The organism is Janthinobacterium sp. Ant5-2-1 (genome assembly GCF_001445815.1).
Lineage (GTDB): Bacteria > Pseudomonadota > Gammaproteobacteria > Burkholderiales > Burkholderiaceae_D > Janthinobacterium > Janthinobacterium lividum_E.
This window is the reverse complement of record NZ_LNCE01000063.1, coordinates 1-14,688: the sequence shown is the minus strand read 5'-3', so window position 1 is coordinate 14,688 and position 14,688 is coordinate 1. Positions and strand designations below refer to the sequence as shown.

The following is a 14,688-nucleotide window of genomic DNA, read 5'->3' as shown; positions in this document are numbered from 1 at the left end:
GTTCAATACGGCCAGCAAGTGCCTGCGTATTCTGACTGCATCGCCACTTGAACGGAGTACAGCATGCCAGACACCACCACCACGCGCGGCCAGGGCCAGTCCATCGACCTGGCAGGCAAAATCGACCTGATCGACGGGCACTGGCAGCCGCGCGTCATCGCCGAAATGAACGACTACCAGTTCAAGGTCGTCAAGGTATTCGGTCAATTCCAGTGGCACAGGCATGCCGATACGGATGAAACCTTCATCGTGTTGGACGGCGAATTGCGCATCGCCCTGCGCGGCCCCGGCTATGCGCAAGGACACGCCATCGTGCTGACTGCCGGCCAGATGGCCGTGGTCCCCAAGGGCGTGGAACACAAGCCGTGCGCCCTTGCCGAAACGAGGCTGCTGCTGATCGAGCCGCGCGGCGTGGTCAACACGGGCGACGGCGGCGCGGGCGAGCGCACGGTGGAGAACGATCAGTGGATATGACGCCGGAAGGATGACAAAAACAAAAAACCCGCTGACTTTTGCAAGTCAGCGGGTCTTTTGATGAAACTTGGTGCCGTTGGCCGGAATCGAACTGGCGACCTTCACATTACGAATGTGCTGCTCTACCAACTGAGCTACAACGGCGAAGACCCACATTCTACAAACAATGCACAAAATTTGCTAGTGTCAACGCGAACTTTTTTGCATTTTTTTAGCGGCCCGGCTGCGGGCCGCTGAAAATCGTGGGAAAGTGCCGTTTTTTTACTCAGCGTGGTAGGCCGTGACGCGGGCCACTTCGTCTTTCGAGCCGAGGAAGACGGGCACGCGCTGGTGCAGCTTGTGCGGGGCGATGTCCATGATGCGCTGCTGGCCGTCGGTGGCCGCGCCGCCCGCTTGTTCGACGATGAAGGCCATCGGGTTCGCTTCGTACATCAGGCGCAGCTTGCCCGGCATCGACGTGTCGCGCAGGTCGGCAGGGTACATGAAGATGCCGCCGCGGTTCAGGATGCGGTGCACGTCGGCCACCATCGAGGCGATCCAGCGCATGTTGAAATTGGTGCCGCGCGGGCCCGTGTCGCCGGCCAGCAGTTCGTCGACATAGCGCTTCACGGGCGGATGCCAGTGACGCGCGTTCGACATGTTGATGGCGAATTCCTTGGTCGTCGGCGGAATCTGCATATTGCTTTGCGTGAGGACCCACGAACCCATCTCGCGGTCCAGGGTGAAGCAGTTCACGCCATTGCCGAAGGTCAGCACCAGCATGGTTTGCGGGCCGTACACGGCGTAGCCGGCCGCCACTTGCTTGCTGCCCGCCTGCATGAAATCCTGTTCCGTCGGCTGACCCATGCCGTCCGGTGCTTTCAGCACGGAGAAGATGGTGCCGATGGAGACGTTGACGTCGATGTTCGACGAGCCATCGAGTGGGTCGAACAACAGCATGTATTCGCCCTTCGGATAGCGGTTCGGGATCGGGTGGATCGATTCCATCTCTTCCGACGCCATGGCCGCCAGGTGGCCGCCCCATTCGTTCGCTTCCAGCAGGATCTCGTTGGAGATGATGTCGAGTTTTTTCTGTACTTCGCCCTGCACGTTTTCCGTGTCGGCCGTACCCAGCACTTCACCGAGGGCACCCTTGCCGACGGCGTGGCTGATGGTCTTGCAGGCGCGCGCGACGACTTCGATCAGCAGGCGCAGTTCGGCCGGAATGCTGTTGTTCGAGCGCTGCTCTTCAACCAGGTATTGCGTAAGACTGATGCGTTTCATGAAACCCCTTAGTTAGTGTTTTAAATACGTCTCGTTCGGTGCCTGTCGGCTTACGCGCCTATAGCGCTAAGCCGACCTACAAATAATGAATCTCGTTGCATACGTAGGTCGGATTAGCCCGCAGGGCGTAATCCGACATGCCATCAATTCGCCAATGCCTTGGAAACGACTTCCATCACGTCATTCGACAAGCTGGCCTGGCCCGCGACTTTTTCCAGCGCGTCGCGCATGGGGCTTTGCAGCGCGGGCACGTAACGGCGCCAGCGGTCCATCGAGCGCGCCAGGCGCGCGGCCACTTGCGGGTTCAGGGCGTCGAGCGCGATGACCTGCTCGGCCCAGAAGGCGTAGCCGCTGCCGTCTTGCGCGTGGAATTGCGATGGATTGCCGTTGGTGAAATTGAAGATCAGGCTGCGCGCGCGGTTCGGATTTTTCAAGGTGAAGGCCGGATGCGTCATCAGCTGGCGCACGGCTTGCACGTCGGTCGTTGGCGCGGCCGCCTGCATGGCGAACCACTTGTCGACCACCAGCGCTTCGTTCTCGAAGTCGGTATAGAAACTGGTCAGGGCCGCCTGCGCATGCGGCTGCGAACCGGAATGAATCAGCGCCGCCAGCGCCGCGGCGCGGTCCGTCATGTTGCCCGCATTGTCGAACTGCAGCCGCGCCAGGTCCAGCTCTTGCGCGCCTGGGGCGATCAGCAGATAGGCCAGGGCCAGGTTTTTCAGCGCGCGCTTGCCGGCCGACAGGGCGTCAGGGCTGTATTCGCCCGGCGTCTGGTTGGCGTGGTATTGCGCCAGCAATTCCTGCTTCAGGGCTGCGGCAATCGTGCGGCGCATGAACTGGCGTGCCGCATGGATCGCTTGCGGGTCGACTTGCGCCATGCGCTCGGCGATGATGGTTTCCGACGGCAGGATCAGGGCCAGCTCGCGGAAGGCAGGATCGAGCGTTTCATCGGCCAGCAAGGCGCGCTGCGCTGCGATGAAGGTGTCGTCCAGCGCCAGGGTCTCGCCGGCGGCGACGGCGGCAGTCAGTTTCAGCAGGCGCTCCATGGCCAGGCGCTGGCCCGCTTCCCATCGGTTGACGGGGTCGCTGTCGTGGCGGAACAGGTGCAGCAACTCGGCGTCGGTATAGCCATATTCGAGCACCACGGGCGCGGAAAAGTCGCGCAGCAGCGACGGCACGGGTGCTTCCATCACGTTCGTGAAGCGGAAAGTCTGCGACGCCTGCGTCAATTCCAGCACGGCGCTGGTGGCGCCATCAGCTGCCACGCCATCGACGTGCAGCGGCATGTCGCGGCCATCGGCCCCCAGCAAGCCGACGGTGACGGGAATGTGGAACGGCAGTTTTTTCGGCTGGCCCGGCGTGGCGGGGCAGCTTTGCGCCAGGGTCAGCTCGAACGTCCGGCTGGCCGCATCGTAGCGCGTGGAAGCGGTGACGATGGGCGTGCCGGCCTGGCTGTACCAGCGCTCGAATTGCGTGAAATCGCGGCCATTCGCGTCCGCCATGGCGGCGCGGAAGTCGTCGCACTGCACGGCCTGGCCATCGTGGCGTTCAAAATACAGGTCCATGCCCTTGCGGAAACCGTCGCGGCCCACGAGGGTCTGGTACATGCGCACCACTTCGGCGCCCTTTTCATAGATCGTGACCGTATAAAAATTATTGATCTCGACAAAAGAGTCGGGACGCACGGGATGCGCCATCGGGCCAGCGTCTTCCGGGAACTGCGCCTGGCGCAGGGTGCGCACCTGGTCGATGCGCGTGACGGCGCGGCCCGTGTCCGTGCCGATCATGTCGGCCGAGAATTCCTGGTCGCGGAATACCGTCAAGCCTTCCTTCAGCGACAGCTGGAACCAATCGCGGCACGTCACGCGGTTGCCGGTCCAGTTATGGAAGTACTCATGGCCCACCACCGCTTCGATGCCCGCGTAATCGACGTCGGTCGCCACGCGCGAATTGGCCAGCACGTACTTGGTATTGAAGATGTTCAAGCCCTTGTTTTCCATGGCGCCCATGTTGAAGTCGCCCACGGCGACGATCATGAAGCGGTCCAGGTCCAGTTCCAGGCCGAAGCGCTCCTCGTCCCAGCGGATCGAGTTTTTCAGCGACTGCATGGCGTAGTCGGTCTTATCGAGGTTGCCGTCTTCCACCCACACTTGCAGCAGCACTTCGCGGCCAGACTTCAAGGTGTAGCGCTCTTCCTGGCACACCAGGCGCGCGGCGACCAGCGCGAACAGGTAGGATGGCTTCTTGAACGGGTCTTCCCACTTGGCGTAATGGCGGCCGTCACCCAGGTCGCCCTCTTCGATCAGGTTGCCGTTCGATAGCAGCACCGGATATTGTTCCTTGTCGGCGCGCAGCATGACCGTGTACTTGGCCATCACGTCCGGACGGTCCGGGAAGAAGGTGATGCGGCGGAAGCCTTCCGCTTCGCACTGCGTGAAGAAATTATGGTTCGACACGTACAGACCCGACAGCGACGTATTGTCCTGCGGCGCCAGCACGGTCTCGATATCGAGCAGCACCTCGTCCGGCGCCTTGGGGATGGTCAGCATGCCGGCCGTCAGTTTGTACTGCGACGGCTTCAACACTTTGCCATTCAGGCGCACCATCACCAGTTCGATGTGTTCTCCGTGCAATTCAATGCTGCGGCTGGTGCTGGCCGGGTTGTGGCGCATCTGGATCCGGCTCGCCACCACTGTGCGGGCGGGATCAAGATCGAAACCAAGTTCGACGCTGTCGACCAGGAAGCTGGGCGGCGTGTAATCTTTGCGGTAAATCGTCTGAGGGCTGTCTGTGCGCATAGGGATTTGGGTGGGAGCGGAGGCAAAAGCCTATTTTACCAACACCAGCCCCCGATAGTCGCGATTCGGCTCAGGAATGTTGGATTCCCTTACACGCCGACATGCTCCGTAACATTCTGTAATAATGAATAGAAACAAATAGAACTATTCTTATAATACTAAGCGATGAATTGTGTCTACTATCAGGAGGTCATGCAATGAAACGTTATCTCACCATCATGATGGCCGCATTGACCGTGTTGCTGACCGGATGCGCCACCACCATACGCAGCGATGTGACCGTTTTCCACGAATGGCCTGCGCAATTGCAGGACAAGTCGTATGCGTTTGAAACACCAGATGCCGAAAACGACACGCTGGAATACCGTAGCTACCAGAACCTGGTGCGCGCGGAACTGGCCAAGCACGGCTTCGGCGAAGCTTCCGGCCCTGCGGCAGCCAATTTGCGCGTGGCAATGAATTTTTCCACCGTCGACTATCCTGAGCGCGTGCTGCAGACCACGGACCCATTCTGGTATGGCCCAGGCTACTGGCCTGGCCGCTATGGCTACCGCTACGGCGCCTGGCCTGGCTATGGCCGCTTCGGCTACAACCCCTACTGGTATGGCCCGCTGGACGTGGAAGAAAGCGTGCGCCATAAATACGAACGCGAATTGCGCATCACGATCAATGACCGCAACGGCAAGAAACTGTACGACGTGACCGTGCAATCGACCAGCAACAAGCGCGCCACGTCGCAAGTGATGCCGGCCATGGTGGCCAGCGCCTTTGCCGACTTCCCTGGCCAGAGCGGCGTCCCGCGCAAGGTCGAAGTCAAAGTGGAATAATCAGGTGGCAATACGAAAAAACCGGCTGGTGCCACAATGCACCAGCCGGCTTTTTTTCACCTACGAATAATACGCCTCGGCGGCAAAGGTCAGCGCGCCGATCAGGGCCACGGCCAACAACAGCACGATCAGCAAGCGGCCGAATTTCGGCGTGCCGTCACTGCCGCCGCTCATGGCACGATGATGGTCGAGCCCGTCGTCTTGCGCGCTTCCAGGTCCGTGTGCGCCTGGGCGATATTGTCCAGGCTGTAGCGCTGGTTGATCTCGATCTGCACTTCGCCGCTGCTGACGACGCCGAACAGCGAGGTCGCCATCTCTTCCAGGTTGGCGCGGTTCGAGGCATAGCTGAACAGGGCCGGACGCGTGAGGAACAGCGAGCCGCGCGAGGCCAGTTCGCCGAGGGTAAACGCGGGCACGGGACCGGACGCGTTGCCGAAGCTGACCATCATACCCAGCGGCGCCAGGCAGTCGAGCGAGCCCGTAAACGTATCCTTGCCGATGGAATCGTAGACGACGGAGACGCCCTTGCCGCCCGTGATCTCGCGCACGCGCTCGACGAAGTTTTCCGTGTTGTAGTTGATGACATGGGCCGCGCCATGCGCCTTGGCCAGCGCCACCTTTTCATCGGAACCGGCCGTGCCGATCAAGTTCACGCCCAGTACCTTCGCCCACTGGCAGGCGATCAGGCCCACGCCGCCCGCGGCCGCATGGAACAGGATGGTGTCGCCCGCCTTCAGGGCCACCGTGCGGTGGAACAGGTATTGCACCGTCAAGCCTTGCAGCATCATGGCGGCCGCCGTATCGAAACCGATGCGCTCGGGCAGTACCAGCAGCAGGGCCGCCGGCAGGTTGCGCTGCTGCGCATACGCGCCATTGATGCGCGCCGCATACGCCACCCGGTCGCCGACCTTGACTTCCGTGACGCCCTCGCCCACCGCCTCGACGATGCCCGCGCCTTCGACGCCGAGGCCGTTTGGCAACGGCTGCGGGTACAGGCCCGTGCGGAAATACACGTCGATGAAATTGAGGCCGATGGCCTCGTGCCTGACGCGCGCCTCGCCGGGACCGGGCGGCGGCAGTTCCACGTCCACGTACTCCATCACTTCCGGGCCGCCCGTGCGCTGTACGCGGATGGCTTTGGTGGTAATCGTTGCGCTCATGCTATCTCCTCGTGTAGGTGGATCAGGCGGCCGCGCTGGCCCGCGCTTGCAGTTGCGACAGCACCAGGTGCGCCGACGACAGATTCGTTGCGCATGCCACGTTGTGTACGTCGCAGGCGCGCACCAGGGCGTTGATGTCCGGCTCGTGCGGCTGCGGCGTCATCGGGTCGCGCAGGAAGATCACGCAATCGATCAAGCCTTCCACCAACAGCGAGCCGATCTGCAAGTCGCCGCCAAACGGGCCCGAATGCTTGCGCTCGACTGCCAGGCCCAGTTCATTGATCAGGCGCCCGCCCGTGGTGCCCGTGGCCGACAGTTCGCAGCCCTTCAAAAAATCCAGGTATTCGCCCGCCAGGGTAATCATGTCATCTTTTTTCTTGTCGTGGGCAATCAGGGCGATGCGTGTTTTCATGGTGAGGACTTTTCAGTAGGTGGAGGAATTATTTCTTTTTCGACAGCAAGTAAATACCGGCCAATACGAGGCTGGTGCCTGCCAGTTGCCAGTTGGTGATCGGTTCATCGAGGATCATGGCGCCCAGGAACAGGGTCGACACGGGGCCAATCATGCCCGCCTGCGAAGCGACGGGCGCGCCGATGCGCTCGACGGCGATCATCGTCATGAAGACGGGCATCACCGTGCAAAAGATGCCATTGAGCAGTGACAAGCCATACACGGGCATGGGCTGGATCAGCAGTTCGACGGGGCGCAAAATGAAAAACTGGGCGATGCAGGCAAAGCTGGCCACGCACATCGCGTAGGAAACGAGCCGCATCGAACCGATGCGTTTCACTAATTCTCCCGAGCCCAGCAGGTACACGGCATACGAGCAGGCCGAGCCCAGCACCAAGGTGGAACCGAGCGCCACATTGCTGGCGCCGCCCTGCAAGTCATGCACGAACACGAGCACGATGCCGCAGTACGAGGTCAGCAAGGCCAGCCACTGCAGGCGGCTGATGCTCTGCTTGAAGTACACGGTGGTAATCAGGAGCACGAAGGTGGGCGTGAGGAACAGGATCAATCGCTCGAGCCCCACGGAAATGTATTGCAGGCCCAGGAAATCCAGATAGCTGGACAGGTAATAACCGACGAGGCCCAGCCCGACGAGGCGCAGGCGGTCGCGGTTTGATAGCGGCGGCTCCGTGCGCATCTTCCACCAGGCGATGACGGCGAACACGGGCAGCGAGAAAATCATCCTGAAGGCGATCAGGGTGACGGCGTCGATCTGGTAGCGGTACAGCAGCTTGGCGACGATGGCCTTGGTGGAAAACAGCACCGCTCCGCCCACGGCGATGGCCAGGCCACCGAGGTAGACGGAACGGGGAAGCGAAGATGGGGTTGCTTGCGGGGAACTGGAGCTCATGCCCAGATTGTAAGGCAAAAGCCAAAGACGGCTGCAACGCCCATGCCGTTGGTAAAGGCTGGGCGCAGGTCGGACGTAGGTCGGGCGTAGGTCGGGTTAGCCCAAAGGGCGTAACCCGACAACACCCCAGTGCGGCATTTAGGAGACGACCACCGCCGCCGCGCCCGCCGTCACGGTCGCCGTCGTCACCCGCGCAATCACGTTCGCCGGCGCCGCCGTGCCGATCAGCTTATTCACCTGCTTGAACTGCGCCACCAGCTTGCCCGGCGTCAAAGTGACCACGGTGTAGCCCTGCGCATCCGTGTTCAGATGCTTGATCCACGGGTTGTTGCCCAGGCCGGATAATTGCTGCGCCAGGCCCAGCAGGGTCGCGCTGAAGTCAGTGCTCGCTTTCAAGCCAGCCTGCACGGCAGCGACCGTTGCGTCCAGTTGCGCTTCCGGCACGCCCTTGGCGGCCAGGGCGCCGCGCAATTGCACGCGCAATTGCTCCAGCAGGCTGTCGACGGTGGGCGCCGCCTTGCCCATGGTGTAGTCGAGCAGGTTGACGTCGAGATTGACCGTGCCCAGGCCCGTGACGGGGATGGCCAGCGGATAGCTGACGAGGGTGCCGATATCACCCATGCTGCCGGCGGCCGACTTCAGGTAGCTGAAGAAGGAGTCCGAGCTGACGCCAGCCGACACCAGGTCCACCATCACGGGCGTGCCGCCGCCCGCTGCGTCAAAATCGTCGCTGACGGTGCCGGCAAAGAACGAGTGGATATCGCCGGTCAGCGCCACCACATTGCCGATGGCGTTCGTTTTCAAGTGCGCCATCAGGTTCTTGCGCTCGCTGTTGTAGCCATCCCACTGGTCGCAATTGAGCAGGAAGCGCGTAAAGAACGGCGCCAGCGCCGCCTGCTGGCCCGAAGTGGCGACAAAGCTCGATGCGGCGCCCTTGGCTTGCACGTCGGGCTTGATCCAGCCGAAGGCGATCACTTGCGCCGCGGCGGCCGGCGAAGCGCTGTTGTACGCGGCCACCGTGATGCCGGCCTGGGTCGCGCTCAAACCGGCGCCCACGGCGGCCGCGCCCTGGGCGCTGGCGTTCGCCGCCGCGCCGGCAATGGCCATGGCCGCCGCCTGCGCCACGTTTTGCGCCGCGCCCGCCGTCGATGCTGCCACGATGGCGGACGCCAATGGCACGCTGCCACCTACCAGCGGCAGGGTGCTGGCGATGGCCTGGCCCACCTTGCTCATGGCGCTCAGCGCCAGCAGGGTAGCGATCGCATCCGTGCCATTCAAGCCCATGCGCAGCAAGGACACTTCATTGCCCCACAGCTTCCAGGTCGAGGTAGCCGCCTTCATCTTGCTTTTCCACCAGTCGCGCTGCGTGCTGCCCAGCATGCCGACGGCGGCCAGCGGGTCGGCGCCGGCCTTGGTGGCGGCCGCCATTTTCTGCCCTTCGACGCTGTCGAACAGCGCCTGCGGCACCAGATAGCGACTGCCGATGCTGCCCAGCGGCTTGCCCGTGGCCGGGTTGATGGTCGACTCGGCGATCGCATGGTCGGCGCGGTACAGGCGCTCGTCCGTCATCACCAGCTGCATCAGTTTGCCGAACTGGAAATCGCGGTAGATCTGGATGTTCTGGAACGTGGTCGCGGCGGCGTCGAACGTGACGTCGGCCGGCATGTACTCGAACCAGGCCTGGTTGGCGCTGCGGCGGCGGGCCGGCTGGTGCAAATCGCTGCCGTCGGTGGCCACGATGCCCTCGTAGGTGGACGCATCCTGCCAGGCGTCGTCCGTGAATTCATGGTCGTCCCAGACGGCGATGAAGGCAAAGCGCTCGTGCACGGCTTGCAGGCGCGCATCGGTGCGGTATTTCTTGTACAGGTAGCGGTAATCGGCCACGGTGGTCGCGTATTTGGCGCCGGACGTGCCGCTTTTATACGTGCCGTCCGGCAATTTCAGCTGGTCGTGGCGGCTTTCCACGGCGCCGCTCTGGAACGCCTCGCCCACCGTTTCATAGATGTAATCGCCCAGGTGGACGATGAAATCCAGGCTTTCATTGGCGGCGATATGCGACAGCGCGCCCCAGTGGTTGATGCTCCAGTCCTGGCACGTCAGGTAGGCGAACTGCAGTTGCGATACGTCGGCCGTGGCGGCAGGCGCCGTCTTGAAGCGGCCCACATTCGAGCGCACGTCGCCGGCGATGAACTGGTAAAAATACACCTGGCCAGGCTGCAAGCCCGTCACCTTGTGGCGCAGGGTATTGTCGAAATCGGCTTTCAATGGCAGCTTGGCGTCGACGATGGGCGTGCCCGCCAGGGCCGTATTGCCGCCCAGGGCGGCCGTATTGTCGCTGGCGCTGACGATCAGGCGCACGGCAACGTCGGACTTGCCGGCCACGGCGGGCGCGACGGCGTCGAAACTGGCGGGCACGACGCGCGTCCACAGCATGGCGCTGTCGGCGCGCGGGTCGCCCGAAGCCACGCTTTGCGGAAATTTCCAGTCGCTGCCCGAGGCCAGCGGCACGCCGGGATCGCTGTAGTCGGTGCTGCCGCAGGCGGCCAGGCCGACGGTGGCCACGGAGACCGTGATAAAGCCTCCCAATTTCAGAAATTGCCGCCTGTCCATTTGACTTGCCATGATGTCGCGCCCTCGATATGGTGAAAGCGCGTCACTTTAGCAACAGATTGTGTCATCCTGATGACGGGGCCATGCCGCTTGCCAGGGGGCCGATATGCTAAAATGTCGGCCACAATTGAACACCCGTCTAAGGAAGATTCGACATGGCAGGACATAGCAAATGGGCCAATATCAAGCATAAAAAGGCTGCCACCGATGCCAAGCGCGGCAAAATCTGGACGCGCCTGATCAAGGAAATCACGGTCGCGGCCCGCATGGGCGGCGCCGACGCCATTACCAATCCGCGCCTGCGCCTGGCCGTCGACAAGGCGGCTGACGCCAATATGCCAAAAGACAACGTCCAGCGCGCGATCAACCGCGGCAGCGGCGGCGTCGATGGCGCCAACTACGAAGAAGTACGCTACGAAGGCTACGGCGTGGGCGGCGCGGCCGTCATCGTCGAATGCATGACCGACAACAAGGTGCGTACGGTAGCCGAGGTGCGCAACGCCTTCAACAAGAACGGCGGCAACATGGGCAACGAAGGCTCCGTCGCCTTCATGTTCCAGCACTGCGGCCAGCTGCTGTTCGCGCCGGGCACCGACGAAGACAAGCTGATGGAAGCGGCCCTGGAAGCGGGCGCCGACGACGTCATCGCCGATGAAGAAGGCGGCTTCGAAGTGGTCACTCCCGTGCACGATTTCGCCACCGTCAAGGAAGCGCTGGAAGCGGCCGGCTTCAAGGCCGAAGTGGCCGAAGTCATCATGAAGCCGGCGACGGAAACCGTCTACACGGGCGACGACGCCATCAAGATGCAAAAGCTGATCGATGCGCTGGAACTGCTGGACGATGTCCAGGAAGTATTTACCAACGCGTTAATAGAGAATTAATCACTCTGTACTCAAGGGCGGCACCGCCGCCCTGCAACCCACATTGAACGAACGGTCCCTATGAAAATTCTGGTAGTCGGCTCTGGCGGCCGCGAACACGCCCTGGCCTGGAAACTGGCCCAGTCCGAACGCATACAGATGGTGTATGTCGCGCCGGGCAACGGCGGCACCGCGCGCGATGCGCGCCTGGTCAATCTCGACATCAGCGATCCGCAATTGCTGGCCGACTTCGTTCAGCAGGAACACATCGGCCTGACCGTCGTCGGCCCGGAAGTGCCGCTGGCGGCCGGCATCGTCAACCTGTTCCGCTCGCGCGGCCTGAAAATCTTCGGCCCGACGAAAGAAGCGGCGCAGCTGGAATCGTCGAAAGACTTCGCCAAGGCCTTCATGCAGCGCCACGGCATCCCGACGGCCGCCTACCAGACGTTCTCCGACGTCGCTCCCGCGCATGCCTACATCGACGCCATGGGCGCGCCGATCGTCATCAAGGCCGATGGCCTGGCCGCCGGCAAGGGCGTGGTCGTTGCCATGACCCTGGAAGAAGCGCACCAGGCGGTCGACATGATGCTGTCCGATAACCAGTTCGGCGACGCCGGCGCGCGCATCGTCATCGAGGAATTCCTCGCCGGCGAAGAAGCGAGCTTCATCGTCATGTGCGACGGCAAGAACATCCTGCCGCTGGCCACCAGCCAGGATCATAAACGCCTGAAGGACCACGACCAGGGCCCGAACACGGGCGGCATGGGCGCGTATTCGCCGGCGCCGATCGTCACGCCGGCCATGCATGCGCGCGTCATGCGCGAGATCATCGTGCCGACCATCCAGGGCATGGCCAAGGATGGCATCACGTTTACGGGCTTCCTGTACGCGGGCCTGATGATCGACGACAAGGGCACGCCGAAGACGCTGGAATTCAACTGCCGCATGGGCGACCCGGAAACGCAGCCGATCATGGCGCGCCTGAAGACCGACCTGGTCACCGTCATGGAACACGCCGTCAACGGCACCTTGGACGCCGTGGAACTGGAATGGGACCGCCGCACGGCCGTTGGCGTCGTGATGGCCGCCGCCGGCTACCCGGACGATCCCGTCAAGGGCACGGCGATCGGCGACATCCCGGCCGAAACGCCGGACTCCGTCACCTTCCATGCGGGCACCCGCATCGACGGCGAACGCCTCGTCACCAACGGTGGCCGCGTGCTGTGCGTGGTGGGCCTGGGCGACAGCATCAAGATGGCGCAGAAGCAGGCGTATGAAACCGTGGAAAAAATCCATTTCGACGGCGCGCAGTACCGCCGCGACATCGGCTGGCGCGGCCTGAAGCACTAAGCAGGCCGCTTGCGGCAAACGGCGGGGCCGGCGCGGAAGTCATCCGCCCCGGCCCGTTTTGATTGTCACCTCCATTCCTCGCCATGACCATACCAACCGGCCTTGCCGCACCAGACAACGATGCCCCGGTGAGCCCCCTTGCGTGGCTGACGCTTGCCTCGCTGCTCGTTGCCGGCCTGGCTTGGTACTGGTTCAGCAGTTATGCCATACCACGCTGCGACACCAGACAAACCGTGGCCGCGGTCACGGATGGCAAATTCAGCCTGCACAATGTCAAGCAGGCCGGCTATGCCTGGTCGCAAAAAACCCGTGGCTGCGTGGCCACCATCATCGAGGACGGCAAGCCGCTGCAATACGCCTGGACCATTTCGCGTGTGGAAGGCCGCCGCAAAAGCCGCCTGGAGTATGACCACGCGCATGCGGGCATCGTGCAAACGCGCTTTGCCGACATCGCCTGGCATGGCGGCTTTGCGCAGCAGGGCCAGCCCATCGGGCGCGATGGGCTGAAGAAGGCGGTGCTGGCCGGCATGGATGCACTGCGCGGCAAGCCGCTCTACCATGTCAACCTCAACGCAGTGGTGTCGCCGCAGCACTACCGTGAAATTGGCGATATTGAAGCGCTGGCACCATGCAAGGAAGTATTGCCTGGCGTGGTTTCCTGCCGCCTGCTGCTGGCCCGCAACGACCTTGCGCCGGCTGCCGCAAGCAAGGTGCTGGCCGTCTCGGTGCTGCAGCAAGGCGACTTTACTTTCCAGCGCAGCAAAAATGGCAAGAACTGGTCAGTAACACCGCAGTTCAGGACAGAACTGGATCAGGCGCAACTTCAATAGTACGCCGGGGAAACGTGATTGCATTGTAAAATTTATCATCTTGAATTTTGATAAACCCACTCCCGATGACAAGCAATCTCCCCGTGTCCACGCATACTTCCGTCGAAGCGCTGCATGTGCTGAAGCTGCTCACGCGCCGCCAGCGCGAGCAGGCGCTGGCGCATCCCGACTTGCCGCAGCTTGCCATCGGTACGCCGCTACCCGACACCTTGCTGTGGTTGTACCGGCGCCAGATCGTTACGTCCGAGGATGTGACGAGCCTGTCGTCGAGCGTGGCGCGCCACTTCAGCGGCGACGAGCTGGCACTACGCCTGTCGATCTTGCAGCAGGTGATGGAGGTGCTCAATCGCGAATCGCTCGATCATCTGCGCGACGAAGCGATCATTACGCCAGAGCTTTATCAACAGGCGCTGCCGCACCTGCCCGGCGACGTTCTGCTGCCCACGCCGGGCGAAGCGCTGAACTGGATGCTCCATGTGGGGCTGCTGCCGCGCGCGCAGTTCAAGACCACGGTGCAGCGCATCGAGGCCGGCGGCAGCGACGATGCAAAGCGCGTGGTCCGGCATGCGCAAGCGCGCCAGGATGAACATAAAAAGGCGGTACGCGGCGTGGTCCTCGACGGTTTGTTTCCCGGCTCGCGCCTGGCCTGGCTGATCGGCGCGCCGCTGGTGCTGGCCGGCATGGTCTGGTATGTGATGAGCGGCAATTCCGTGCCCGAGTGCGACTCCACCGACACGCTCACCACCATGACACGCATGCTCAACAAGGCGGCGCCGGAAGGCACGGGCAAAGCAAGCCTGCACGACGTAAAAGAAGCGGGTTACGCCTCGTCACGAAATATCCGTGGCTGCCTGGCCACGATAGCACTCGATGGCAAGAAGATGGGCTATGCCTATACCGTCGCGCGCGACGACAGCGGCAGCAAGAGCCGCATCAGCTATACGGGTGCGCAACCGTTGCTGGTCAAGGCGCGCTTTGGCACCATCCGCGATGGCGACTTTGCCCAGCAAGCCAAGCCCCTGGGGCGCGAGGCGCTGGAAAAGGCTTTCCGCGACGGCATGGATGGTGCGCGCATCATGCCCCAGCCACGGCAAGCGTTTTCGCTGACGCAATCGATGGAGCGCACGCGCGAAATCGCCGAAATCGAACCGCTGG

The 14,688-nt window shown here is 62.6% G+C and carries 12 protein-coding genes and 1 tRNA gene; 6 read left to right on the top strand and 7 right to left on the bottom strand.

Translation table 11 applies throughout. The features are described from left to right. The first annotated feature begins 63 nt into the window (after nucleotides 1-63). On the top strand, nucleotides 64-474 hold the full coding sequence (locus ASN89_RS20080; RefSeq protein WP_058050509.1) for a cupin domain-containing protein: 411 nt from the start codon (nucleotides 64-66) through the stop codon (nucleotides 472-474). Nucleotides 475-542: 68 nt separating this feature from the next. Here the strand turns inward: ASN89_RS20080 and ASN89_RS20075 are convergent. The 3 genes from ASN89_RS20075 to pepN all read right to left on the bottom strand — a co-directional run bounded on the left by ASN89_RS20075 (nucleotide 543) and on the right by pepN (nucleotide 4,535). Further along, nucleotides 543-618, bottom strand: a tRNA-Thr gene (locus ASN89_RS20075). 117 nt (nucleotides 619-735) lie between these two features. Next, nucleotides 736-1,737 (bottom strand): class 1 fructose-bisphosphatase, encoded by a 1,002-nt coding sequence (locus tag ASN89_RS20070; protein WP_034747152.1) that lies wholly within the window; start codon nucleotides 1,735-1,737, stop codon nucleotides 736-738. A 143-nt stretch (nucleotides 1,738-1,880) separates the two neighbouring features. After that, nucleotides 1,881-4,535: an aminopeptidase N gene (gene pepN / locus ASN89_RS20065; protein WP_058050508.1), complete on the bottom strand. Its 2,655-nt coding sequence runs from the start codon at nucleotides 4,533-4,535 to the stop codon at nucleotides 1,881-1,883. Nucleotides 4,536-4,732: 197 nt separating this feature from the next. Between pepN and ASN89_RS20060 the strand changes: the two genes are divergently transcribed. After that, a complete protein-coding gene (locus ASN89_RS20060) occupies nucleotides 4,733-5,362 on the top strand; it encodes a DUF4136 domain-containing protein (protein WP_058050507.1) in 630 nt (209 codons plus the stop codon). Between the two features lie 170 nt (nucleotides 5,363-5,532). On the opposite strand, the gene ASN89_RS20055 is transcribed toward ASN89_RS20060, so the two are convergent. From ASN89_RS20055 to ASN89_RS20040, 4 genes are all read right to left on the bottom strand, one after another. After that, a complete protein-coding gene (locus ASN89_RS20055) occupies nucleotides 5,533-6,522 on the bottom strand; it encodes a quinone oxidoreductase family protein (protein WP_058050506.1) in 990 nt (329 codons plus the stop codon). Between the two features lie 22 nt (nucleotides 6,523-6,544). Next, nucleotides 6,545-6,934: a methylglyoxal synthase gene (locus tag ASN89_RS20050; RefSeq protein WP_034786684.1), complete on the bottom strand. Its 390-nt coding sequence runs from the start codon at nucleotides 6,932-6,934 to the stop codon at nucleotides 6,545-6,547. A gap of 28 nt (nucleotides 6,935-6,962) precedes the next feature. Then, nucleotides 6,963-7,883, bottom strand: coding sequence for a DMT family transporter (locus ASN89_RS20045; protein ID WP_046686294.1), 921 nt, complete (start codon nucleotides 7,881-7,883; stop codon nucleotides 6,963-6,965). 138 nt (nucleotides 7,884-8,021) lie between these two features. Continuing rightward, nucleotides 8,022-10,493, bottom strand: a complete 2,472-nt coding sequence (locus ASN89_RS20040; RefSeq protein ID WP_058050505.1) for an alkaline phosphatase D family protein — start codon at nucleotides 10,491-10,493, stop codon at nucleotides 8,022-8,024. Nucleotides 10,494-10,648: 155 nt separating this feature from the next. On the opposite strand from ASN89_RS20040, the gene ASN89_RS20035 reads away from it, so the two are divergent. From ASN89_RS20035 to ASN89_RS20020, 4 genes are all read left to right on the top strand, one after another. Next, a complete protein-coding gene (locus ASN89_RS20035) occupies nucleotides 10,649-11,374 on the top strand; it encodes a YebC/PmpR family DNA-binding transcriptional regulator (RefSeq protein ID WP_046686095.1) in 726 nt (241 codons plus the stop codon). A gap of 60 nt (nucleotides 11,375-11,434) precedes the next feature. Beyond that, on the top strand, nucleotides 11,435-12,703 hold the full coding sequence (purD, locus tag ASN89_RS20030) for a phosphoribosylamine--glycine ligase (protein ID WP_046686096.1): 1,269 nt from the start codon (nucleotides 11,435-11,437) through the stop codon (nucleotides 12,701-12,703). Nucleotides 12,704-12,786: 83 nt separating this feature from the next. After that, nucleotides 12,787-13,533 (top strand): hypothetical protein, encoded by a 747-nt coding sequence (locus tag ASN89_RS20025; protein WP_046686097.1) that lies wholly within the window; start codon nucleotides 12,787-12,789, stop codon nucleotides 13,531-13,533. An 83-nt stretch (nucleotides 13,534-13,616) separates the two neighbouring features. After that, on the top strand, nucleotides 13,617-14,688 hold a 1,072-nt coding region (locus ASN89_RS20020; protein ID WP_152988631.1), incomplete at its 3' end, for a hypothetical protein.

What these genes read in the sequence shown, in the direction of transcription:
- ASN89_RS20080 (WP_058050509.1), top strand. Translation starts at nt 64, where the DNA reads ATGCCAGACACCACCACCACGCGCGGCCAGGGCCAGTCCATCGACCTG.
- ASN89_RS20070 (WP_034747152.1), bottom strand. Translation starts at nt 1,737, where the DNA reads ATGAAACGCATCAGTCTTACGCAATACCTGGTTGAAGAGCAGCGCTCG.
- pepN (WP_058050508.1), bottom strand. Translation starts at nt 4,535, where the DNA reads ATGCGCACAGACAGCCCTCAGACGATTTACCGCAAAGATTACACGCCG.
- ASN89_RS20060 (WP_058050507.1), top strand. Translation starts at nt 4,733, where the DNA reads ATGAAACGTTATCTCACCATCATGATGGCCGCATTGACCGTGTTGCTG.
- ASN89_RS20055 (WP_058050506.1), bottom strand. Translation starts at nt 6,522, where the DNA reads ATGAGCGCAACGATTACCACCAAAGCCATCCGCGTACAGCGCACGGGC.
- ASN89_RS20050 (WP_034786684.1), bottom strand. Translation starts at nt 6,934, where the DNA reads ATGAAAACACGCATCGCCCTGATTGCCCACGACAAGAAAAAAGATGAC.
- ASN89_RS20045 (WP_046686294.1), bottom strand. Translation starts at nt 7,883, where the DNA reads ATGAGCTCCAGTTCCCCGCAAGCAACCCCATCTTCGCTTCCCCGTTCC.
- ASN89_RS20040 (WP_058050505.1), bottom strand. Translation starts at nt 10,493, where the DNA reads ATGGACAGGCGGCAATTTCTGAAATTGGGAGGCTTTATCACGGTCTCC.
- ASN89_RS20035 (WP_046686095.1), top strand. Translation starts at nt 10,649, where the DNA reads ATGGCAGGACATAGCAAATGGGCCAATATCAAGCATAAAAAGGCTGCC.
- purD (WP_046686096.1), top strand. Translation starts at nt 11,435, where the DNA reads ATGAAAATTCTGGTAGTCGGCTCTGGCGGCCGCGAACACGCCCTGGCC.
- ASN89_RS20025 (WP_046686097.1), top strand. Translation starts at nt 12,787, where the DNA reads ATGACCATACCAACCGGCCTTGCCGCACCAGACAACGATGCCCCGGTG.